16 protein-coding genes are annotated in these 21,313 nt (G+C 66.9%); 14 read left to right on the top strand and 2 right to left on the bottom strand.

The genetic code is table 11. The features are described from left to right. Positions 1-271: 271 nt before the first annotated feature. Genes ACLMAL_RS10225 through puuE form a run of 5 tightly spaced genes read left to right on the top strand, consistent with a single transcriptional unit; the run spans position 272 to position 7,126 of the window. A complete protein-coding gene (locus ACLMAL_RS10225; protein WP_411998819.1) occupies positions 272-1,129 on the top strand; it encodes an FAD binding domain-containing protein in 858 nt (285 codons plus the stop codon). Further along, positions 1,126-4,002, top strand: a complete 2,877-nt coding sequence (locus ACLMAL_RS10220; protein WP_411998818.1) for a molybdopterin-dependent oxidoreductase — start codon at positions 1,126-1,128, stop codon at positions 4,000-4,002. The genes ACLMAL_RS10225 and ACLMAL_RS10220 overlap by 4 nt, the downstream gene beginning before the upstream one ends. 38 nt (positions 4,003-4,040) lie before the next feature. Further along, positions 4,041-5,213 carry a DUF6986 family protein gene (locus ACLMAL_RS10215; RefSeq protein WP_411998993.1) on the top strand — a complete coding sequence of 391 codons (1,173 nt, stop codon included), beginning with the start codon at positions 4,041-4,043 and terminating at the stop codon, positions 5,211-5,213. Then, positions 5,214-6,215 carry an allantoicase gene (gene alc, locus ACLMAL_RS10210; protein ID WP_411998817.1) on the top strand — a complete coding sequence of 334 codons (1,002 nt, stop codon included), beginning with the start codon at positions 5,214-5,216 and terminating at the stop codon, positions 6,213-6,215. Further along, positions 6,212-7,126: an allantoinase PuuE gene (gene puuE / locus ACLMAL_RS10205; RefSeq protein WP_411998816.1), complete on the top strand. Its 915-nt coding sequence runs from the start codon at positions 6,212-6,214 to the stop codon at positions 7,124-7,126. Before alc ends, puuE begins: the two co-directional genes overlap by 4 nt. Positions 7,127-7,167: 41 nt before the next feature. Here puuE and ACLMAL_RS10200 read toward each other — a convergent pair whose 3' ends face one another. Beyond that, positions 7,168-7,647: a MarR family winged helix-turn-helix transcriptional regulator gene (locus ACLMAL_RS10200; RefSeq protein ID WP_411998815.1), complete on the bottom strand. Its 480-nt coding sequence runs from the start codon at positions 7,645-7,647 to the stop codon at positions 7,168-7,170. Positions 7,648-7,717: 70 nt separating this feature from the next. Here ACLMAL_RS10200 and ACLMAL_RS10195 point away from each other — a divergent pair, with 70 nt between their 5' ends. Beyond that, entirely contained in the window at positions 7,718-8,551 is an 834-nt protein-coding gene (locus ACLMAL_RS10195; protein WP_411998814.1) for an alpha/beta fold hydrolase, read from the top strand. Between the two features lie 29 nt (positions 8,552-8,580). Here ACLMAL_RS10195 and ACLMAL_RS10190 read toward each other — a convergent pair whose 3' ends face one another. Continuing rightward, entirely contained in the window at positions 8,581-9,723 is a 1,143-nt protein-coding gene (locus ACLMAL_RS10190) for a lipase family protein (RefSeq protein WP_411998813.1), read from the bottom strand. A gap of 497 nt (positions 9,724-10,220) precedes the next feature. On the opposite strand from ACLMAL_RS10190, the gene aceA reads away from it, so the two are divergent. From aceA to pip, 8 genes are all read left to right on the top strand, one after another. After that, positions 10,221-11,504 (top strand): isocitrate lyase, encoded by a 1,284-nt coding sequence (gene aceA, locus ACLMAL_RS10185; RefSeq protein WP_328406698.1) that lies wholly within the window; start codon positions 10,221-10,223, stop codon positions 11,502-11,504. Between the two features lie 398 nt (positions 11,505-11,902). Beyond that, positions 11,903-12,772, top strand: a complete 870-nt coding sequence (locus tag ACLMAL_RS10180; RefSeq protein WP_406233790.1) for a 3-hydroxybutyryl-CoA dehydrogenase — start codon at positions 11,903-11,905, stop codon at positions 12,770-12,772. Between the two features lie 326 nt (positions 12,773-13,098). After that, a complete protein-coding gene (gene metE / locus ACLMAL_RS10175; protein ID WP_411998812.1) occupies positions 13,099-15,402 on the top strand; it encodes a 5-methyltetrahydropteroyltriglutamate--homocysteine S-methyltransferase in 2,304 nt (767 codons plus the stop codon). Positions 15,403-15,573: 171 nt separating this feature from the next. Next, positions 15,574-15,999, top strand: a complete 426-nt coding sequence (locus ACLMAL_RS10170; RefSeq protein ID WP_411998811.1) for a VOC family protein — start codon at positions 15,574-15,576, stop codon at positions 15,997-15,999. Further along, positions 15,999-16,571: a TetR/AcrR family transcriptional regulator gene (locus ACLMAL_RS10165; RefSeq protein WP_411998810.1), complete on the top strand. Its 573-nt coding sequence runs from the start codon at positions 15,999-16,001 to the stop codon at positions 16,569-16,571. The genes ACLMAL_RS10170 and ACLMAL_RS10165 overlap by 1 nt, the downstream gene beginning before the upstream one ends. Before the next feature lie 208 nt (positions 16,572-16,779). Further along, the gene (locus tag ACLMAL_RS10160) at positions 16,780-17,673 is read left to right on the top strand and encodes an LLM class flavin-dependent oxidoreductase (protein WP_411998809.1); all 894 of its coding nucleotides are present in this window, start codon (positions 16,780-16,782) and stop codon (positions 17,671-17,673) included. A gap of 512 nt (positions 17,674-18,185) precedes the next feature. Then, positions 18,186-19,946, top strand: a complete 1,761-nt coding sequence (locus tag ACLMAL_RS10155) for a DEAD/DEAH box helicase (RefSeq protein WP_411998808.1) — start codon at positions 18,186-18,188, stop codon at positions 19,944-19,946. Positions 19,947-20,341: 395 nt separating this feature from the next. Beyond that, the gene (gene pip / locus ACLMAL_RS10150; RefSeq protein ID WP_411998807.1) at positions 20,342-21,313 is read left to right on the top strand and encodes a prolyl aminopeptidase; all 972 of its coding nucleotides are present in this window, start codon (positions 20,342-20,344) and stop codon (positions 21,311-21,313) included.

The raw sequence follows: 21,313 nt of genomic DNA, 5'->3' as shown, positions 1-21,313 counted from the left end.
CCGGTGCGGTGCGGTGCGGTGCGGTGCGGTGGGAGGCTGGATGTGTCCGGTTCGGGCGGTCGGCTTGGTTGCACTGTGGTGATCTCGGACGGTTGAAAAGGATATTGCGGCATCACGGCTGGGTGAGCTGGTGAATGCGGCGATGCTGGCCGGAAGCCGGCAGCTGGTGGTGTCGCGGTAACGATGACGCAATGTGGAGCGGGTGTCGTGCAACATCGCGGCAACTCTCGGCTTCTACTGTGGCGGCAGAGGTAGTGGAGTGAGGTGAGACGTGGACCTGGATACGATCCGGGCGGTGACGGTGGCGCGCGAGCGGGCTGACCTCGGGGTGGTGGGCGGCTCGTGCGGGGTTCTCGCCGGGGGCACTTTCCTGTTCTCCGAGCCGCAGGAGCGGCTGGAGCGGCTTGTCGACATCACCGGGCTCGGCTGGACCGCGTTGTCGCAGACGCCGGAAGGCTTGGAGATCGCGGCTACCTGCACATTGGCCGAATTCGCCGGTGCGGGGCCCGGCCGTGAACTCGGCTTGCCGATGCTGCGTAACGAGTGGCCGGGGACGGCGCTGTTCGCGCAGGGCTGCCGGGCGCTGCTCGCCTCACACAAGATCTGGCGGACCGCGACCGTTGGCGGCAATGTGTGCTTGGCGTTGCCCGCGGGTGGGGTACTCGGTGCGGTGACCGCACTCGACGGGGTCGCACTGGTGTGGTCGCCGGACGGAACCGATCGACGTATCCCGTTGCGGGAGTTCGTTATCGGCCCGGGCCTCCAGGCATTGCGGCCCAACGAGGTGTTGCGATCGATCACCATCCCGATGCGAAGCCTGCTGTCGCGCACTGCTTTCCGGAAGATCGCATTATCGCCGCTGGGTCGCTCCGGGGCGGTGGTGATGGGTCGGCGCGAGCCAGGCGATCGGTGCGCGCTCACCATCACCGCGGCAACCAGCCGCCCGATTGTGCTGGATTTCGCCGAACCACCGAGCTCTGCTCAGGTGCACACAGCCATCGAGTCGATCGATCCGGCGCTCTGGTTCGACGACCCGCACGGCGCACCGGACTGGCGCTGCCACGTCACCGGCCGTCTGGCCGCGCAGGTCGCCGTGGAGCTGTGCCCCGAAACGGGTGAGCCACTATGAAATTCGAGGTCGACGGCAAGCTCGTGCAGGCGGACCCCCGCCCCGGCCAGTGCCTGCGCACCCTGCTCCGCGAAACCGGCAACCTGGCCGTGAAGAAGGGCTGCGACGCAGGTGACTGCGGCGCCTGCTCGGTGCAACTCGACGGCATGACCGTCCACTCCTGCATCATCCCCGCCTACCGCGTCGCCGACCGCACCATCACCACGGCCTCCGGCCTCGGCACCACTACCGACCTACACCCCGTGCAACAGCAATTCATCGACGCGGCGGCTTTCCAATGCGGCTTCTGCACCGCAGGCATGGTGGTCACCGCCGCGGGCCTCGGCTGCGGCAGTCCATCGACAACGCCCGACACCGCCGACCTACCCGAGCTGATGAAGGGAAACCTCTGCCGCTGCACGGGATATCGCGCCATCACCGACGCGCTGACCGCCGCATCCGCGAAACCCGAGCCGGCAGCACATGCGGTGCCTGCCGAAGCTGGATCCGACACTCGCGCCCAGCATCGGGTCGACCCCGGCGCGGCCGCTGACCTGTGCGCACCCGCTGCCACCGGTACATTTCCTGACCGCGGCTCGGGGCAGATCGGGACGGGAACCGCCGCACCGGCGTCCGCTCGTGTCGTGACCGGTACGGAAGCATTTACCTTCGACGTCCGTGCCCTCGATGCCGACCCCACGGCCGACCCGGCGATGGCCCCGCCGACCGCGCCATTGCATATCGCGGTGCTGCCGAGCCCGCACCCACATGCGCGGATCGTCTCGATCAATACCTCGGCCGCCGAAGCCCTCCCCGGCGTGCATGCGGTGCTCACCTGGGCCGACGCACCGGATGTCGCGTTTTCGACTGCGCGCCACGAGTTCCGGATGGACGATCCCGATGACACCTATGTGCTGGACCGGACGATGCGCTTCGTCGGGCAGCGAGTGGCCGCTGTCGTCGCCGACAGCATGGATATTGCCAGGGCGGCGTGCCGGGCATTGCTGGTGGAGTACGAGCTGCTGCCCGCGGTCTTCGAACCGGCGCAGGCGCTGAGCCCGCGGGCACCGAAACTGCATGGTGATAAACCGAATTCGGCTCGGATCGCGGATGCGCAGCGAAATCTGATCGCCGAGGTGCACGGCGAGGTGGGTGATGTGGCTGCGGGGCTGGACGCGGCCGCCCATGTGGTGCACGGGGTGTGGCATTCGCCGCGCGCCCAGCATGTGCATTTGGAGACGCACGGTGGCATCGGCTGGTTGGACGAGCAGAGCAGGCTGGTGATCAGGTGCAGTACACAGGTGCCGTTCTTGGTGCGGGACGAATTGTGTGAAGTCTTCGGTCTGCCTCGAGAACGGGTGCGGGTGTTCGCGACCCGGGTCGGCGGCGGTTTCGGCGCCAAGCAGGAGATGCTGGCCGAGGATCTCATCGCCTTGGCGGTGCTGCGCACCGGGCGGCCGGTCCAGTACGAGTTCACCAGGTCCGACGAGTTCACCGCGGCGACGAGTAGGCATCCGATGCGCGTCGAGGTGACGGCCGGCGCCGACGCCGACGGCACGTTGACCGCCCTTGCTGTCGATGTGCTCTCCGATGCGGGCGCTTACGGCAATCACAGCGTGGGCGTGATGTTCCACGGTGTGGGCGAGTCGGTGGAGGTCTACCGCTGCGTCAATAAACGGGTCGACGCCCAGGCGGTGTACACCAACAACATTCCGTCGGGCGCGTTCCGCGGGTACGGCCTCGGGCAGATCATCTTCGGGGTCGAGTCGGCGCTCGACGAGCTCGCGCGGGCTACCGGCATCGACCCGTTCGAGTTCCGCCGCCGCAACGTGGTGGTGCCAGGAGATCGGCTCGTCGGTGCGGAAGTCGACGACAGCGACCTGATGTTCGGCAGCTACGGCCTGGACCAGTGTATCGACCTGGCCGAACGAGCACTGCTGCGCGGCAACGGTATTGCGGCTCCGGGCCCGGAGTGGCGCGTCGGCGAGGGCATGGCGCTGTCGATGATCGCCACCATCCCGCCGCGCGGACATTGCTCCGAAGCAACGGCCACTCTGCTGGCCGACGGACGCTACGAGATCCGGGTCGGCACTGCGGAATTCGGCAATGGCACCACCACGGTGCACGCGCAGCTCGCGGCCACGGCGCTGAATGCCGATGTGCGGCAGGTGGTGATCCGGCAGTCGGACACCGATCTGGTCGGACATGACACCGGTGCGTTCGGATCGACCGGGATAACGGTGGCGGGCAAAGCCTGCTACTCGGCGGCGCTGTCGCTGCGTGACCGGATGCTGGCCAGGGCATCCGAGCTGTCCGGACTGCCCGCGTCGGAATGCGAACTGCGCCCCGGTGGTGTCCGCTGCGGTGATCGGCTGCTCGTCGCGGCGGAACTCCTGGCCAATGGTGAGCTGTCCGGCCGTGGCGATCATGACGGCAGCCCACGTTCGGTCAGCTTCAACGTGCACGCCTTCCGGGTCGCGGTTCACCCGGACACCGGATCAGTGCGCATCCTGCAGTCCATCCAGGCCGCCGACGCGGGCACCGTGCTCAACCCGGTGCAGTGCCGCGGGCAGGTGGAGGGCGGCGCGGCGCAGGCCATCGGCACCGCGCTCTACGAGGACATGCGCAGCGACCGCGGTGTGGTGACCACCCGGACATTGCGGCACTACCACATCCCACAGTTCGCCGACCTGCCCCGCACCGAGGTGTACTTCGCCGAAACCGCCGATGACCTTGGCCCGCTCGGTGCCAAGTCGATGAGTGAATCGCCGTACAACCCGGTCGCCCCCGCCCTGGCTAATGCCATCCGCGATGCTGTCGGAGTACGACTGGACCGGTTGCCGATGACGGCCGACCGGATCTGGCATGTCATTCAGAAAGGAGCGCAGGGGTGACCCGGCTACCCGAGGACGTTCGTGCCCGAATCGACGCGATGCTCGACCCGGTCGACGCCGAACTGCTTGTGCGTTATCCAGGCCCCGACCGCCGGGCACAGCCCATTCACACGGCATACGTGTCCGCCGATCGCGTCACCGCCGAAACACCCGTGGCATGGGGTGCGGCGGCAACGGAACTGCTCGACCGCCACCACGACCTGCTCGCCGAGCTCGACAGCACCCGGTCCCTGCCCGCCGTGCGCGACCGCCTCCAGCACAACCCGATCCAGGATCTGCGCATCGACTTCGAGGACGGCTACGGATTCCGTTCCGACGATGAGGAAGACAAGGCCGCCATCACCGCAGGCGCGGTGTTGGCTGCCTGGGCGGAACAATCCGACGGCCCGGCAAGTTTCGGTATTCGGACGAAGGGTCTCGCGGGCGCGGAACGCCACAGAGCCCTGCGCACCCTCGAGTTGGTGCTCGACGCGGCGGGCGGCGTGCCGGCAGGCTTTGTCTTTACCGTGCCCAAGATTAGAGCAGCAGAACAGGTTTCGGCTCTCGTCGCCCTCTCTGAAGCCTTCGAGCGGGGCTATGGCCTGGCTGAAGGCACCTTGCGTTTCGAGCTCCAGATCGAGAGCCCGCAGGCCGTCATTGCTGCCGACGGCACCACACCGATAGCAAGAATGATCGGCCTTGCCGGTGGTCGCTGCAGCGGATTGCATTTCGGCACATACGATTACACGGCCGCCTGCGGTATCGCCGCGCCCGATCAGGCGCTCGATCATCCGGCCGCGGACTACGCCAAGTCCGTCATGCAGGCGGCCGCGGCGCAAACGGGTGTGTGGATCTGTGACGGCTCCACCCAGATCGTGCCCGACACCGAACCCGAAGCCGCACTGCGCAACCATCATCGGCTGGTCACCCGATCGCTGCGTCGCGGATACTACCAGGGCTGGGACATGCACCCCGGGCATTTGATCACCCGCTGGCTGGCCACCTACGAGTTCTTCCGGCAGGCCACAGCCATCGCGGTCCCACGCCTGCAGGCTTATCTCGAACGGCGATCAGGCGGGGTCATGGACGAGCCCGCCACCGCGGAAGCCCTGGCCGCCACCGTCTTACGCGGCGTGAACTGCGGCGCGCGCGGCGCGGGTGAGCTCGGCGACCTGACCATCGAGGTGCTGCAAGCGCTGGTCTCGCGCGCGCCGATCCCGCAGGGGGCGTAGATGAACAACCAGGCTCAGGCCCGAACGGGAGGCGTAGTGCACGACGCGGACTTCACGCTGCTGCCGGACCTGGCGGTCCGACCCCTCGGCGGGGCGGTGATCTGGGCCGATGACGAATTCTTCGCGGAGAAGGAGAATTTGATCAACCCCGGTTCCGCCGAATACCGCCCGTCGACCTTCGGGCACAAGGGCCAGATCTATGACGGCTGGGAGACCCGTAGGCATCGGGGCAAGTCCGGTGACGATTCCGCGATCGTGCGGCTCGGCGTGCCCGGCCGCATCCGGGGCATCGTGGTGGATACCGCCTGGTTCAAGGGCAACTATCCGCCCGCCGTGTCGGTGTCGGCGCTGGAGATCGAGGGCTACCCGGACGCCGAGACCATCGCCGAACGCGACGACTGGGTGACCCTGGTCGACCGTGCCCCGGTCGCAGGCGACAGCCGCAACCCCTTCTCGATCGAGAGCGAAAAGCGTTGGACCCATGTGAAACTCACCATGCATCCGGATGGCGGCGTGGCTCGGCTGCGGGTGTACGGGGAGGGTCGCCCCGATCCGAGGCTGCTCGGTCTCGGCCCGCTGGATCTGGCCGCGCTGGAGAATGGCGCGCTGGTGATCGACTGCTCCAACCGCTTCTACAGCTCGCCCAACCAGCTGCTCTATCCCGGCCTGGCCGGGAAGATGGGCGACGGCTGGGAGACCGCCCGTCGCCGCGACGACGGCAACGACTGGGTGCACATCCGCCTCGCCGGACCGGGCCTGATCCGGCTCGCGGAGATCGACACGTCGTACTTCCTCGGCAACAGCCCCGGCGCGGCCCGGCTCACCGGCCGCACCACCGACGGCACCGAGCTCGAGCTGCTGCCACGCACCGCACTGCTGCCCGACACCAGGCACCGCTTCGCGATCGCGCCGATGGGCGCTTCGGTCGAGCAAGTGCGCCTGGACATCTACCCGGACGGCGGGCTCGCGCGCCTGCGGCTGTACGGAGAGTTGGGCGAATGAGCAAGCGGGACTTTGTCGGCTACGGATCGACGCCACCGGATCCGAAATGGCCGGGTGGCGCACGGATCGCGGTCCAGTTCGTGCTGAATTACGAAGAGGGCGCGGAGAACAGTGTTCTCGACGGCGATCCGCACTCGGAGACCTTCCTCTCGGAAATGACTCCGGCGGAAGCCTTTCCGAATCGGCACATGAGCATGGAGTCGCTCTACGAGTACGGCTCCCGTGCCGGTCTGTGGCGGGTGCTCCGGGTCTTCGAGCGCCGTGCCCTGCCGCTCACCATCTTCGCGGTGGCCAGGGCCATGCAGCGAAATCCCGAGGCGGTAGCGGCTTTTCGCGAGCTCGGCCACGAGATCGCCTGTCACGGCCTGCGCTGGAAGTCCTATCAGCTCGCCGACCGCGAGACCGAGCGGGCGCATATGGCCCAGGCGGTTCGCATCCTCACCGAATTGGCCGGCGCTCCACCGCTGGGCTGGTACACCGGGCGCGACTCACCGAACACCAGGCAGTTGGTGGTCGAGCACGGCGGATTCGTCTACGACTCGGATTCCTACGCCGACGACCTGCCCTACTGGGTCACCGTCCACAACCGCGATCACCTGGTGGTCCCGTACACGTTGGACACCAACGACATGCGTTTCGCCTCGCCTGCGGGTTTCCCCAGCGGTGAGCAGTTCTTCGCGCACTTGCGTGACGCCTTCGACGTGCTCTACCGCGAAGGCGCCGAGGGCAGCCCGAAAATGCTTTCGGTGGGTCTGCACTGCCGCATAGTGGGCCGCCCTGCCCGCACCGCGGCCCTCGAACGCTTCCTGGACCACGTCCAATCCCACGATGATGTGTGGATAACTCGACGCATCGAGATCGCCGAACATTGGCACCGAACCCACGCTCCTACGGGGCTATCGACACGCTGAACGCGGTCGAATTCTCGGGATGCGTGTGCCGGAAGGCGAGATCAGCCGCCTTGCTTCCGAGATGCGGTGGAAGGATCGCTGCTCGCGGCTGTGCGCGGGTGGCTCGGGCGTAGTTGCCGAGCGAGTAATTCCAAAGCGGTGAGGACTTCGTTCACCAACTCAGGGTCGTCGGTGCCGAGTGCAGCCGCCAGTGCGGCGTCGATCGTGGTCGCCCGAACCTGCGCGACGCGGGCCGAGATTCGGTCGGCCTTGCGAATCAACGATCGACGTCGGTCGCGTGGGTCGGTGGTTGTGGTGATCGAGCCTGCTTCTTTCAGGCGGGCTACTGCGTTCGATACGGCGCTCTGCGGAAGGCCAGTGCGCGAGGCTATTTCGCTGACGGTGCTGTCTGGATGCTCCAGAATGTCGCTGGTCACGATCAGCACCGGCCGGTGGCCGCCGCCGAGACCTGCCGTGGGCAGCGCGTCTTCGCCGAGCTTCATCAGCGTTCGGCCCAATAGGAAAAGCTCCACACCATCCATGCGGCAACAGTACATCAAATCTGATACATCACTATTGATGTATCAGATTTGATGGGTTATCGTTCTCGGTATGACCACGATTTCGAACGCCACCCTTGCGGTGCCCGGTGCCGACCTCTACTACGAGGTCCGGGGAACCGGCCCGGTCCTGCTCATTTCGCAGAGCGGCGAGGGGGACGCGCGCCGCAGCGAGGGCCTGGTCCGCCAGCTGGAGCAGACCTACACCGTCATCACCTACGATCGAAGGGGACTGTCGCGCAGCACGATTCACGACACGACCGAGCCGGTGACAATGGCGACGCATGCCGATGACGTGCATCGTCTGCTCACCGCGCTGACAGATCAACCAGCCCGCATGCTCGGTTGCAGCATGGGTGCGGCCATTGGACTGCACCTGGCTGTCGAACACCCGGAGCAGCTGCACACCCTGATCGCGCACGATCCGGTCACGCCGTGGCTTCTTGCGGCGGCCGAACGCGCGCACCATCTGCGCGAACTCGAACACTGCCAGCAGGTTTTCCGGGACAGTGGTTGGCAGGCCGCCTTGGCGCCCATGGTGAAAACCCTCGGCATCGACCCACGGAACCAGGAATTGGAGCCGGGTGTGGAGCTGCCCTCGATTACTCCAGCGCGTGCCGCGAACTTCGCATTCTTTATCGGCGAGGACTTCACCGCCGTTCGCACCGACAACCTCGATGCCGCCGAACTGCAGCGATCAGCTGTCCACATCATTCCGGCTTCCGGGCGTAGCACCCCGCATGAGGTTTTCGACCACAAATGCGCGCAGGAGTTGGCCGTGTTGCGTGATACCCCGGTGGTCGAATTCCCCGGTGGCCACAACGGCAATATGACCCACCCGTCGGCCTACGCCGCTCGCCTCCGTGACCTGCTCACCGCGGTGTGAGTCGGGTTCGCGACCGGCCGGGGTGCGGTTCAGGCGAACAGGTTGTGCACGAACGGCAGGGAATCCGGCAGTGAAGCGTTGACCGTCCCGCTGTGGTCGGTGGGATAGGTGTGCAGCGTGACCGGCTGGCCGTTCGCCTTCAGCACGGCTGCCCAGCGCAGGGATTCCGGCGTGATGACATCGGTGTCGCGCAGGCCCTGTCCGATGAAGAGCGGCTTGTTGTAGCCGGATTCGGGCAGTGCCATGTAGCGGGCGAGGAACCCGTGCAGGTCGGGGATCTCCAGCAACGGCCGGGAGAACAGATCGCCCAGCACGACGCCGCGTGCGGCGAGCTCGTCACCGAGCGGCCCGATGCACGCATCGCGGGCGCGGGTCAGCCACTCCCGGCCGGCGTCGGTGAGGAAGGACTCGATATTCAACGCTGGGTACGTCGTGCGCAGCCCGTTGAGGATGTACAGCACGTAGGCGGTGCTGTGCGGGCTCAGCTTGATGGGTGGCATATGCGGAGCCAGCGGCAGCAGCACGTCCTCGATGTAGGCGGGCACGCCAGTGGTGACCGCGCCGCGGTAGTCCAACTCGGGACCGCCGAATTCGGTGGCGTAGCGCGCGGTGTAGGCGGCCGCGCCCGCGCCCTGCGACTGGCCGACGACGACCCACTTCTTCGCGAGTGACGAGTACTGCCTGGTCGCGGCCTGTACTGCGTCGACCACGTTGTGTGCCATGACCATCCCGTTGAGATAGGGATGCTCGTCCGGCGTGCCGAGCCCGGCATAGTCGGCGGCCACGATGGCGTAACCCTGTTGCAGCCAGGTGCCCAGGTAGGCCCAGTCGCGCTCGGCGGCGCTCGGTCCGGTGATGCTGTAGGCGCAGTCGTCGCCGAGTCCGACGGTGCCGTGCGCCCAGGCGATCACCGGCCAGCCGCCCGCGGGCGCGGGACCCGGCGGGAAGTAGACGGCGGCGCTCGCCTCGGTCGGCACGTTGTTCGCGGTGCTGGTGCGATAGATGATGCGGGTGGAGTTCACCGACCCCGGCAGGGTCGCGACCGCGGCGAGTGGCGCAATAGAAGTGACGGTGCCCGGTCCGCCCGCAGGGTCGGCGGTCGCTGCGGACAGTGTCAGTAGGCTCGCGGCACAAGTGCAGGCGATCGCCGTGGTGAACCACAGTTTCCGCATGGTGCTCCTGTCGGGTTGATCGAGCGCCCGATGCCCGCCGCGGATGGCCGAGGCAGCTGGACGCGTGTCCTGGGGTGAATTCGACCCAGTCTGCCCGACGGCGCACGGCCCGTCCCGCTCGAAGGTGGCCCAGCCCACACCGAAGGCACCCGCCCGAAGCTGTGAAGGTCCTCACAGGACGGAATGTCTGCGCGAGTCGATGGCAGCCCACTCGAAGATCGCTAACAGTACGAGCGTTACGCTAAAACCGCATGTCAGAGCTACCCGTCGGTAGGTTTTATGTGCGCAATTCACCGGCAAATTTCGCAAAGTTAGCAAACACCTGTGGAAACCTAGCTGAGATTCACACTAGCAACAGGTAGACGGCTATTTCCTGGTGTGCCATCGTGTGGAAGTACACCCCATGGGCCTAGCAAGCCTGCAAATTGCCGCTCCAGCAGTTCGAGCCAGACTCGACCGTGGGGCATACCCGACCAAACGAGGAAGTGGAGTCAGAGATGACCACCGGCACCCCGAAGACAGCCGCGGAAATCCAGCAGGATTGGGACACCAACCCCCGCTGGAAGGGCATCACCCGTAACTACACCGCAGAGCAGGTGTCGAAGCTCCAGGGCACCGTCGTCGAGGAAGCCACCCTCGCGCGCCGCGGCTCGGAGATCCTCTGGGATCTCGTCAACAACGAGGACTACATCAACTCCCTCGGCGCCCTGACCGGCAACATGGCCGTGCAGCAGGTGCGCGCCGGCCTGCAGGCCATCTACCTGTCCGGTTGGCAGGTCGCCGGTGACGCGAACCTCTCCGGCCACACCTACCCCGACCAGAGCCTCTACCCGGCCAACTCGGTCCCGGCCGTCGTGCGTCGTATCAACAACGCGCTGCTGCGCGCCGACGAGATCGCCAAGGTCGAGGGTGACACCTCGGTCAAGAACTGGCTCGCCCCGATCGTCGCCGACGCCGAGGCCGGCTTCGGTGGCGCCCTGAACGCCTACGAGCTGCAGAAGGCCATGATCCAGGCCGGCGCCGCGGGCGTGCACTGGGAAGACCAGCTCGCCTCGGAGAAGAAGTGCGGCCACCTCGGTGGCAAGGTGCTCATCCCGACCCAGCAGCACATCCGCACCCTGACCTCGGCTCGCCTCGCGTCCGACGTCGCCGACGTGCCTTCGGTGATCATCGCCCGCACCGACGCCGAAGCCGCCACCCTGATCACCACCGACGTGGACGACCGCGACAAGCCGTTCCTCGACGGCACCCGCACCGCAGAGGGCTTCTTCGGTGTGAAGAACGGCATCGAGCCCTGCATCGCCCGCGCCAAGGCCTACGCCCCCTACGCGGACCTGATCTGGATGGAGACCGGCAAGCCCGATCTCGAGCTGGCCAAGCAGTTCGCCGAGGCCGTCCGCAGCGAGTTCCCGGACCAGCTGCTCGCCTACAACTGCTCCCCGTCCTTCAACTGGAAGGCGCACCTGGACGACGCGACCATCGCGAAGTTCCAGAAGGAGCTCGGCGCGATGGGCTTCAAGTTCCAGTTCATCACCCTGGCCGGCTTCCACTCGCTCAACTACGGCATGTTCGACCTGGCCTACGGCTACGCCCGCGAGGGCATGACCGCCTACGTCGACCTGCAGGAGCGCGAGTTCGCCGCCGAGGAGCGCGGCTACACCGCCACCAAGCACCAGCGTGAGGTCGGCGCAGGCTACTTCGACCTGATCGCCACCACCGTGGACCCGAACACCTCGACGGCCGCCCTGAAGGGCTCCACCGAAGAGGGTCAGTTCCACTGAGACATGGCGGTGCCTCCGCGCCGCGTGTCCGCGGCCCCCAAGGCTCGCTTCCGAGCACTCGAGACTCGCGCCTTCGGCGCATGCGCTTCGAGTACTCGGAAGCGAGCCGGCCGCGAACGGGGGTTCGTCGGGCTCACCCCGTACGGGGTTGCGAAAGCATCCGACGTCACCAACCGTGATTCGAACAAGGGAATCGTGATTCGCACAAGGGAATGAGGTTCCCGACGTGAATACCTTTAGCCCTCTACTCCAGTAGGGGTGTACCGCCCTCCCCGCCGAACAGCCCTCGGCGGGGAGGGCATATCCCTATACCTTGGACCATCGAAGGCTCGCCGCGGACCGCGTCGCTCCTTCGCCACCAGCCACCCGATTGCCAGACAAACCAGCAGGAGCGGGACGTGAGCAGCGAGAAGATTCAACGCGTCGGCATTATCGGCGCCGGACAGATGGGTGCCGGAATCGCGGAGGTGTGCGCTCGCGCGCATATCGACGTGCTCGTCTTCGAACAGACTCGGGAACTAGCCGCAGCAGGCCGTTCCCGCATCCTGCGGTCGCTCGACCGTGGCGTCAGCAGCGGCAAGATCACCGAGCGGGAGCGCGAGCAGGCCGCCTGGCGGCTGCGGTTCACCTCCGACCTCGGCGACTTCGCCGACCGCCAGCTGGTGGTCGAGGCGGTGCTCGAGGACGAGAAGGTGAAGACCTCGATCTTCAGCGAGCTCGACAAGGTTGTCACCGACCCCGATGCGGTGCTGGCCTCCAACACCTCCTCCATCCCGATCATGAAGATCGCGGTCGCCACGGCGAACCCCGAGCGCGTGGTCGGCATGCATTTCTTCAACCCGGTTCCGGTGCTGCCGCTCGTCGAGCTGGTGACCACGCTCAAGACGAGCGAGTCGGTGTCCAAGCGCGCCGAGGCTTTCGCGGGCGATGTGCTCGGCAAGCAGGTCGTCCGCTCGGCCGACCGCTCCGGCTTCGTGGTGAACGCGCTGCTGGTGCCGTACCTGCTGTCTTCGATCCGCATGGTGGAGTCCGGCTTCGCCACCAAGGAAGACGTCGACAAGGCGATGGTGCTCGGCTGTGCCCACCCGATGGGCCCGCTGGCGCTGACCGACCTCGTCGGCCTGGACACCGTCAAGTCGATTGCCGACTCCATGTACGCAGAGTTCAAGGAGCCGCTGTACTCGGCCCCGCCGCTGCTGATGCGCATGGTCGAGGCGGGCCTGCTCGGCAAGAAGACCGGCGCAGGTTTCTACCAGTACCGTGCTTGATTTGCAGCGCCTGCGGCGCTGCGTGTTCGCGGCCCCCAAGGCTCGCGTCCGAGCGGCCGAGACTCGCGACTTCGTCGCATGCGCTTCGGCCACTCGGACGCGAGCCGGCCGCGAACGTCGCTCGTAAGACTCGCTCCGTGGTGGGTGGGTCAGCTGAACACCATCGGGCCTCAGGAACGGCCGGGTGGCTGGGGTTATCGGCATAAGCTGCAAGAAGGCGAGTCGTGGTTACGACTCGCTCGAACACCGAGAGCGCAGCGCTGTGCGGCGTTCCACCGTTCGGCGGTGGGCGCCAGCGCAGGTGATCGAAAGGGAGCATCCCGCGCATGGTCAACGTCACCGATGGTTACGGGTCGAGCATCCTCGGGTACCCGAGGATTGGACCGCACCGGGAACTCAAGCGGGCCCTGGAGGCCTATTGGCGCGGCGGGGCATCCCGCGACGAGCTGCTCGCAGTCGGGCGCGACATCCAGGAACGGCAGTTCAATGAGCTGGCCGCCACCGGGCTCACCCAGGTTCCCGGCAACACCTTCTCCTTCTACGACCATGTGCTCGACAATGCGCTGCTCTTCGGTGCGGTGCCGACCAGGTTCAAGCCGCTCCAGGATGAACTGGACCCGCTGGACTTCTATTTCCTGATGGCACGCGGTCGTCCCGACCTGCCGCCACTGGAGCTGGTGCGGTTCTTCGGCACCGCCTATCACTACCGGCAGCCCGAACTCGATGAATCCACCGAGTTCTCACTGCATCCCGAGGCGTTGCTCGACGAATTCGACCGGGCCAAGGAACGCGATATCGAGCTGCGCCCTGTGGTGCTCGGCCCGCTGTCGCTGCTGCTGCTGTCCAAGGCCGGTCACGTGCCGGGTGAGGCGGAATTCGACACCCTCAGCCTGCTCGACAAGCTGCTGCCGGTGTACGAGCAGCTGTTCGAGATTCTCGCCAAGCGCGGTGCCACCTGCGTGCAGCTGGACGAGCCCTGCTTCACCGGTGAGCGCAGCCCCGCCGAGCTCGCCGTGTTCGACAAGGCCTACCAACGACTTTCGAAGGCGCCGCTGCGCCCGCGCATGCTGGTCACCGGTCAGTACGGCGACTTCGGCGAAGCGCTGACCATCCTGGCAGGCACCAACGTCGAGGCCATCGGCCTGGACCTGGCGAGTTTCCGGATCGACCCCGAGGAACTCGCGAAGGTTCCCGGCATTCGTCGTAAGCGTTTGTACGCGGGCGTGATCAGCGGCCTGAATGTGTGGCGCGCGGACCGGTTCGTCACGCTGTCCTACCTCAACGAGCTGGCGAAGGTCTGCCCCGACCTGGTCGTCTCCACCGGTGCGACGCTGCTGCACGTGCCCTACGACGTGCTCGCCGAATACGACATCGAGGGTAATGTCGCCGATCGCCTCGCCTTCGCGAAACAGAAGGTGGGCGAGGTGGTTTCGCTCGCGAAGGCGCTCACCGAGGGGCCATCGGAGAAGTGGCGCAAGCGGCCGACCGAGGTGCACTTCAAGCAGAAGCACGCAGTGCGGCAACGGGTTTACGCGGTCACGCCGGGTATGCGTGAGCGTGCGCCCTACGAGGTGCGCCGAGAAGCCCAGCAGCGCAAGCTGAATCTGCCGCCGGTGCCCGCGACAACGCTGGGTTCCTTCCCGCAGGCCACACGGATTCGGCAGGCCCGCCACGATCTCGGCGAGGGCAGGTTGTCCTATGCGGAGTACCGCAAGAAGATCGAGGCCGAGATCGAGGCCACGATCCGCCTGCAGGAGGACATCGGCCTCGACGTGCTCGTGCACGGCGAGCACGAGCGCAACGACATGATCCAGTACTTCGCCGAGCTGCTCGAGGGCTTCGCGACCACCCGCTTCGGCTGGGTGCAGGTGTACGGATCCCGCTGTGTCCGACCGCCGATCATCTACGGCGATGTGTCGCGTCCGGCCCCGATGTCGGTCGAATGGATCACCTACGCCCAGTCGCTGACCGACAAACCGGTCAAGGGCATGGTCACCGGTCCGGTCACCATGATCGCGCGCTCGTTCGTCCGCCAGGACCAGCCGCTGTTCGAAACCGCAGACCAGGTGGCGCTGGCGATCCGCGACGAGGTCGTCGACCTGGAGCGCGCGGGCATCTCGATCATTCAGGTCGACGAGCCCGCCATTCGCGAAATGTTGCCGTCGCGTCCCGTCGGTCGTGCCGAATACCTGCGCTGGGCTGTCGGGGCATTCCGCCTCGCCACCTCCGGTGTGCGGCCGGAAACCCAGATCCACACGCACATCAACTATTCCGGTCGCGCCGAGGTGGTCGAGGCGATCGAGCAGCTCGATGCCGACGTCACCGCGCTGGTCGCGACCCGCTCCATCGAATGGGTGCTCAAGGCGCTCAAGGACGACTGCGCCTCCGGCCACGGCCTGAGCCACGGTGTGGGACCCGGTGTCTACGAGAGCCGTTCGGCGCGTATCCCGGATATCGATGAGCTCGACGAATTGCTCACGGCCGCAGCCGAAGCGGTTACGCCGGAACGACTATGGGCAAACCCGGACGGTGGTTTGAAGACGCGACACTACTGGCAGCTCGAGCCGTCGCTGCGCAATATGGTTGCGGCCGCGCGCCGGGTTCGTCGGCGGGCGACGTCGGCCGAATAGGCAAAAGTTGAGGCCGCCCTTCATGTCCGAGTGATGTGGGGGCGGCCTTTGCTATTCCGGCGGCTGTCGGAGTGTTCAACCGCGGGCTGCCCGGGTCGGTGCATCTTCCGACCGGTGAATCGGCGAAATGGTCTCCAGAAATCGGTACAGTACGTACCGTATCGTTGAATTATGACCGATACGACCGAGACCTGGCCCGAGTCGTTGCCTGTGGCGCAAGTTCGGATTGCCCGACCCACCGATCGTTTGGCGGCGGTGGTTCGGTTCTACGTCGAAGGGCTGGGGCTGCGGGAGCTGTACCGATTCGAGAACCACGCCGGCTACGACGGAGTGATGCTCGGGCTGCCAGGGGCTGGATACCACTTGGAGTTCACCACGCACGCGGACGGCAGCCCCGGCGATGCGCCCAGTGCGGAAAACCTACTGGTGCTGTACTTCTCGGGCGAATCGCAGATGTACGACGTGGCGCAGCGGCTCGGTGATTTCGGTGTGGAACCGGTGGCTGCGGAGAATCCGTACTGGGCCGAGCACGGCGGACTGACCTTTCCGGATCCGGACGGCTGGCGGGTCGTGCTGATGCCGCGACCGGTGTTCTGATGGCGGGCAGGGCGCGCGAAGACCGGATCGATGCGGCGGTGCTGGCGGCGGCTCGGGAACTGCTCGACGAAACCGGCTACGCAGACCTGTCCATCGGCCAGATCGCCACCAGGGCCGGCATCCATCGACCGGCGATCTACCGCCGCTGGCCATCGAAGCGGCACCTGGTTGTCGACGTGGTCGCCGACCTGCTCGGTCGCCAGCCGACCCCCGACACCGGCGACCTCCGCGCCGATCTGACCATCGCAATGCGCAATCTCGTTGCTGCACTACGAGATACCTCGTTACATCAAGTCCTCCCGGCCCTGGTCGCCGATCTCGCCAACGATCACCCCCTGCGAGATCACTTCCTGGCCACCGTCTTCGAGCCGCGCAGGCACACCACCGCAACCGCGCTCGCATCGGCAATCCGCCGCGGCGAGATCGACCAGAACCTCGATATGGACTTCGTCCTCGACGCCATTGCTGCCCCCATCTACTATCGCGCCCTCTTCGGTCACCTGCCCCTGACCGACACCCTCGCCGACCAATCCGTCGCCGCCGTCCTCCGGATCGTCACCCTCGCAGCTTGACTCGGGGTGTGCGTCCATCGGGCGAGTGGCACACAATGATGTCGGGTCTCTCGGCCGCAGCCGTGTGCCACTCGTCGGGCTCCACCTGGATGGCGGTGGTGGATGGCGAAGGCGGGCCGGGCGAGATCGGGTCGGATGGATCGGGCGTCGAACGTTGTCGACCGGGTGAGGCGCACACGCGACAGGAAGCAGGGCCGACAGGATGCACGTGGACGAGTCCGTGGAAACGAGCGACGGGTTGCGCCTCGGTATCGGCCCGCACCGGTTGTGGACGGATGCGGAGGTCGAGCTGGACAACGTGGTGGAAACTGCGTGCACCGCAGAGCAATTGGGGTTCGACCATGTGATCGCGGGCAGTCATGTGCTGGCGGGGGAGTTGGGCGTCACGCCCGATCCGCTGGTCATGTTGTCGGCGATCGCGGGGGCGACATCGCGGATCGGCCTTGCGACGAGTGTGCTGATTCTGCCGCTGTACAACCCGATCGTGCTCGCACACCAGACCGCGACGCTCGATCGGTTGTCGCGCGGTCGGTTCACCTTGGGCGTCGGGACCGGTTGGGACCGAACCGAATTCGACGCCGTCGGGGTACCGTTCGAGGCGCGCGGGAAGCGCACCGACGAGTACTTGGCGGAGCTCGGCGCGCTGTGGCGTGGCGAGGATCCCGGCAGGCGAATCGGTGTCGCGCCGTGCACGGCCGGTGGACCGCCGGTGTGGGTCGGCGGGCAAAGCGACGCTGCCTTGCTTCGCGCGGTGCGATTCGGCGCGGCGTGGTACGGATCCATTTCCGGGCCTGCCGAACTTGCCCGGATACGCGGCCGGCTAGCGGAACTCGCCGCCGCCTCCGGCATCGAACGCGAACTACCGCAGACGAATTCGGTGGCATTCGTGGTGCCCCCGGGATTCCCCGCGATCAACCGAGATCCTGGCCGACTGCTCGGCGGCCCACAGGCCTCGGCCACGAGCATCGTCGACGAACTCGGTGCCCTGCGGGAAGCCGGCTTGGGCGCCTGCTCACTGTGGCTGCCGGTACCGACGACCGCATTTGCCGACGCGATGTCGTGGGTCGCGCAGGAGGTTATGTCACAGCTGAAGGGGCACTGATACGGGACTCGGGCGCGGGTGTCGGTTGCGGCCGCAGCACTATGCAACCCGCGACCGACGCACAGCGGGTCGGCACCCCTCGCACACGGGCCGAGAGCACCAGGCCACCGGAGGTGCCGACCCGCGGTACGGACATTTGCGGCAATGTTGCATGGCCTTCGATGACGAAAGTCACCTTCGCGGAGTGGCTGACGGGTGCGCAATGGTGAAATCGCAGGCAGTGGTACAGGTGCCGTGCGGGGGTGTGGTGTCGGAAAGCGGGTTGTCAGGGCGCGGCGTCGGCTTTCCGGTAGTGACCTACGACGCCCGTGCCGCAGAAGGCGCGGAACTGCGCTATGGTTGCTAGTCGGCGATTGTTGATCTTGCACGGTCGCCCTATGTCCGTCGTGGATGTCTTTCTTTCGCGTCGGCCCCGCAGCTGGGTGTCATAACACCGAACGCAGGTATGGACACACCATCCTGCGTGCCGCTGCGGTACAACCCCCGATGCCGGAAAGGCACCTGTACTTCTTATGACGACTCGTTCCTCGAGCTCTGCCCCTGTGACCTCTTTTGCCGCACTCGGCGTGCGCAAGAAGCTGGTCGACGCCCTCGCGGCGAACGGGATCACCGCACCGTTCCCGATCCAGGCCGCCACCCTGCCCGATTCGCTCGCCGGACGTGACGTGCTCGGCCGCGGCAAGACCGGTAGTGGCAAGACGCTGGCCTTTTCCATCCCGATGGTCGACCGGCTCGCGGGCGGTGTGCGTAAGCCGGGCCGGCCCACCGGCCTGATCCTCGCCCCGACGCGTGAACTGGCCACCCAGATCACCGCGACGCTCGAGCCCATGGCCGTGGCCTGCGGGTTGACAGTGACGACGATCATCGGCGGTGTCTCCCAAGTGCGGCAGAGCCGCGCGCTCGCCGCCGGCGTCGATATTGTCGTGGCCTGCCCGGGCCGGCTGGAAGATCTGATGCGTCAGCGCGTGGTGCACCTCAACGAGGTGCAGGTCACCGTGCTCGACGAGGCCGATCACATGGCCGACCTCGGCTTCCTGCCTGCGGTGACCCGGATCCTCGCGGCCACCCAGCCGACCGGCCAGCGCCTGCTGTTCTCCGCCACGCTGGACAACGGCGTGGACAAGCTGGTCAAACGATTCATGCGTGATCCCGCGTCGCACTCCGTCGACGAGGCCAACTCGCCGGTGGCCGCGATGACCCACCACGTCTTCGAGGTCGGCGGCGTCGACGCCAAGAACGCGCTCGTGCGCACCCTGGCCTCCGGCGGCGGACGCCGAATCCTGTTCATGCGCACCAAGCATCAGGCGCGCAAGCTCGCCAAGCAGCTGACCACCGCGGGCATCCCGGCGACCGATCTGCACGGCAACCTCTCCCAGGTCGCCCGTGATCGCAACCTGGCCGCGTTTACCGATGGCTCGGCGCGCGTGCTCGTTGCCACCGATATCGCCGCGCGCGGCGTGCACGTCGATGATGTCGAGCTGGTCGTGCACGTCGACCCGCCCGCCGAGCACAAGGCATACCTGCACCGCTCCGGGCGGACCGCCCGCGCGGGCAGCGCTGGTGACGTGGTCACCGTCGTGCTGCCGGAGCAGCGCAGGGACGTCGCCGGACTGCTGCGCAAGGCAGGCATCCAGGTGAGCCCGCAGCGCGTGACCGCGGACTCGGCGCCGGTGACCGACCTGGTCGGCGAGATCGCCCCCCTCGTCGCACCGACCTACAACCCGACCGCCTCCACCCACACCGGTGGTCAGGCCCGTAACCGGAACAGCCGCCCCAGCAGCGACGGACGCGGCGCCGCAACCGGTGGTACCCGTACCCGTGGTGGTCAAGGCGCAGGCGGACAGTCCCGTCGGGACGCGGTGGCCGGTGGGTCGTCGCGGAGCCGCAACGGGCGTGGCGCGAGCGACTCGTTCGATCGCGGCACCGGCTTCGACGGCCGCTCCGAGCGTGGTGCCGGTTCGTCGCGTAACAGCGATGGTCGTGGTGCCGGCTTCGATGGTCGTTCGAGTGGCCGCTCCGAGCGTCCTGCCGGTTCGTCGCGTAACAGTGATGGTCGTGGCGGCGGCTTCGACGGTCAGTCGCGTGGCCGCACCGACCACGGTGCCGCGACCGGTGGGCAGCGCAGCCGGAACCCCCGTGGCGCAGGCGTTGCCGTTGCCCGTGGCACCGATGCCGCAGGTCGGTCCCAGGGCCGACCCGCCCGCACGGGCACCTCGCACGTTCGCTCGACCTCCCGCGACCAGGCGGCCCCGCCCCGCGCAGGCCGCCGCTGATCACCCGATAGGTCCATTGCGGCCGACATCTCGACGAATCACCTTCTGGCACAACCGAACGGCCCCTCGAGCTCGCGCTCGTAGGGGTCGTTCGGCTATCGATCCGAGATGAATGCGCCCGGCTGGTGTCCGGTCCAGATCCGGCGGTTGTCCGTCGCGGATCTGCAGGTCTTGACGATTTGTGTTCTGGCGCAACCGAATGGCCCTCGAACCATTCCGTGCGGGGGTGTTCGGCTGCTGCCCCGCGACGGACCACTACGCCGGTTGTCACCATGTTCACGCCGACGTCCGAACTTGTGTGCACCCACGTCGTGAATCCATGGGCGGCGCCATCATCGCAGCGCGCCCGGGCAGACAGCACAGCCGCCGATCCGTTGCGACTACCGTTGCGGGTTGTGTCTACTTTCGAAGCGCGGCAACCATTTCCCGGGATCGAGCCCTATGAATCGGGGCTGCTGGAGGTCGGTGATGACAACCGGATCTACTGGGAGAGCAGCGGGAACCCGCACGGCCGGCCTGCTCTGGTGGTGCACGGTGGCCCCGGCAGCGGCGGCCGGCGCGGTGCACGCACGCTGTTCGACCCGGACGCATTCCGGATCGTGCTGTTCGATCAGCGTGGATGTGGCGAGAGCCTGCCCCACGCCTCCGACCCTTCCATCGATATGGCGCACAACACCACCGAACGCCTACTCGCCGACATGGAACTGCTGCGCGAGCACCTCGGCATCGAACAATGGCTGCTCTACGGCGGCTCCTGGGCTTCCACCCTGATCCTCGCCTACGCCCAGCGTCACCCGCACCGTGTCACCGGGATCGTGCTGGTCGGAGTGACCATGACTCGCCCGCAGGAGATCGACTGGCTCTACCACGGCCTGCGGTTGCTGCTTCCGGTCGAGTGGGAACGCTTCCGCACCGGGGTTCCGCTCGCGGACCGCGACGGGAACCTGGTCGAGGCGTACCGGCGATTGATGGAGCACAGGGATCCGGGCGTGCGCGAGACGGCTGCGCGGGAATGGTGCGCGTGGGAGGACGCCGTGATCGCGCACGAAACCCTCGGCGCACCAGGCCAATACAGCGCCAAACCGGATGCGGCACAGTTGGCGTTCGTGCGGATCTGCACCCACTATTTCGCCCATGCCGCCTGGCTCGACGACGGCCAGTTGCTGCGTGACGCGCACCGCCTCGCCGGGATCCCCGGCATTCTCATCCACGGTCGTCTCGACCTGTCCGCACCTTTGCTCACCGCCTGGGAACTCGCCCAAGCCTGGCCCGACGCAGAACTGCGGATCATCGACGACTCCGGGCACACTGGCAGCCCCGCCATGCGAGCCGCGATCCTGGACGCCGTCGCCCGATTCGCCGGCTGA

Origin of the sequence: Nocardia sp. CWNU-33 (genome assembly GCF_046764895.1) — a bacterium.
Taxonomy (GTDB): domain Bacteria; phylum Actinomycetota; class Actinomycetes; order Mycobacteriales; family Mycobacteriaceae; genus Nocardia.
The sequence above is the reverse complement of the archived record's forward strand: the minus strand, read 5'-3'. Positions and strand labels throughout refer to the sequence as shown.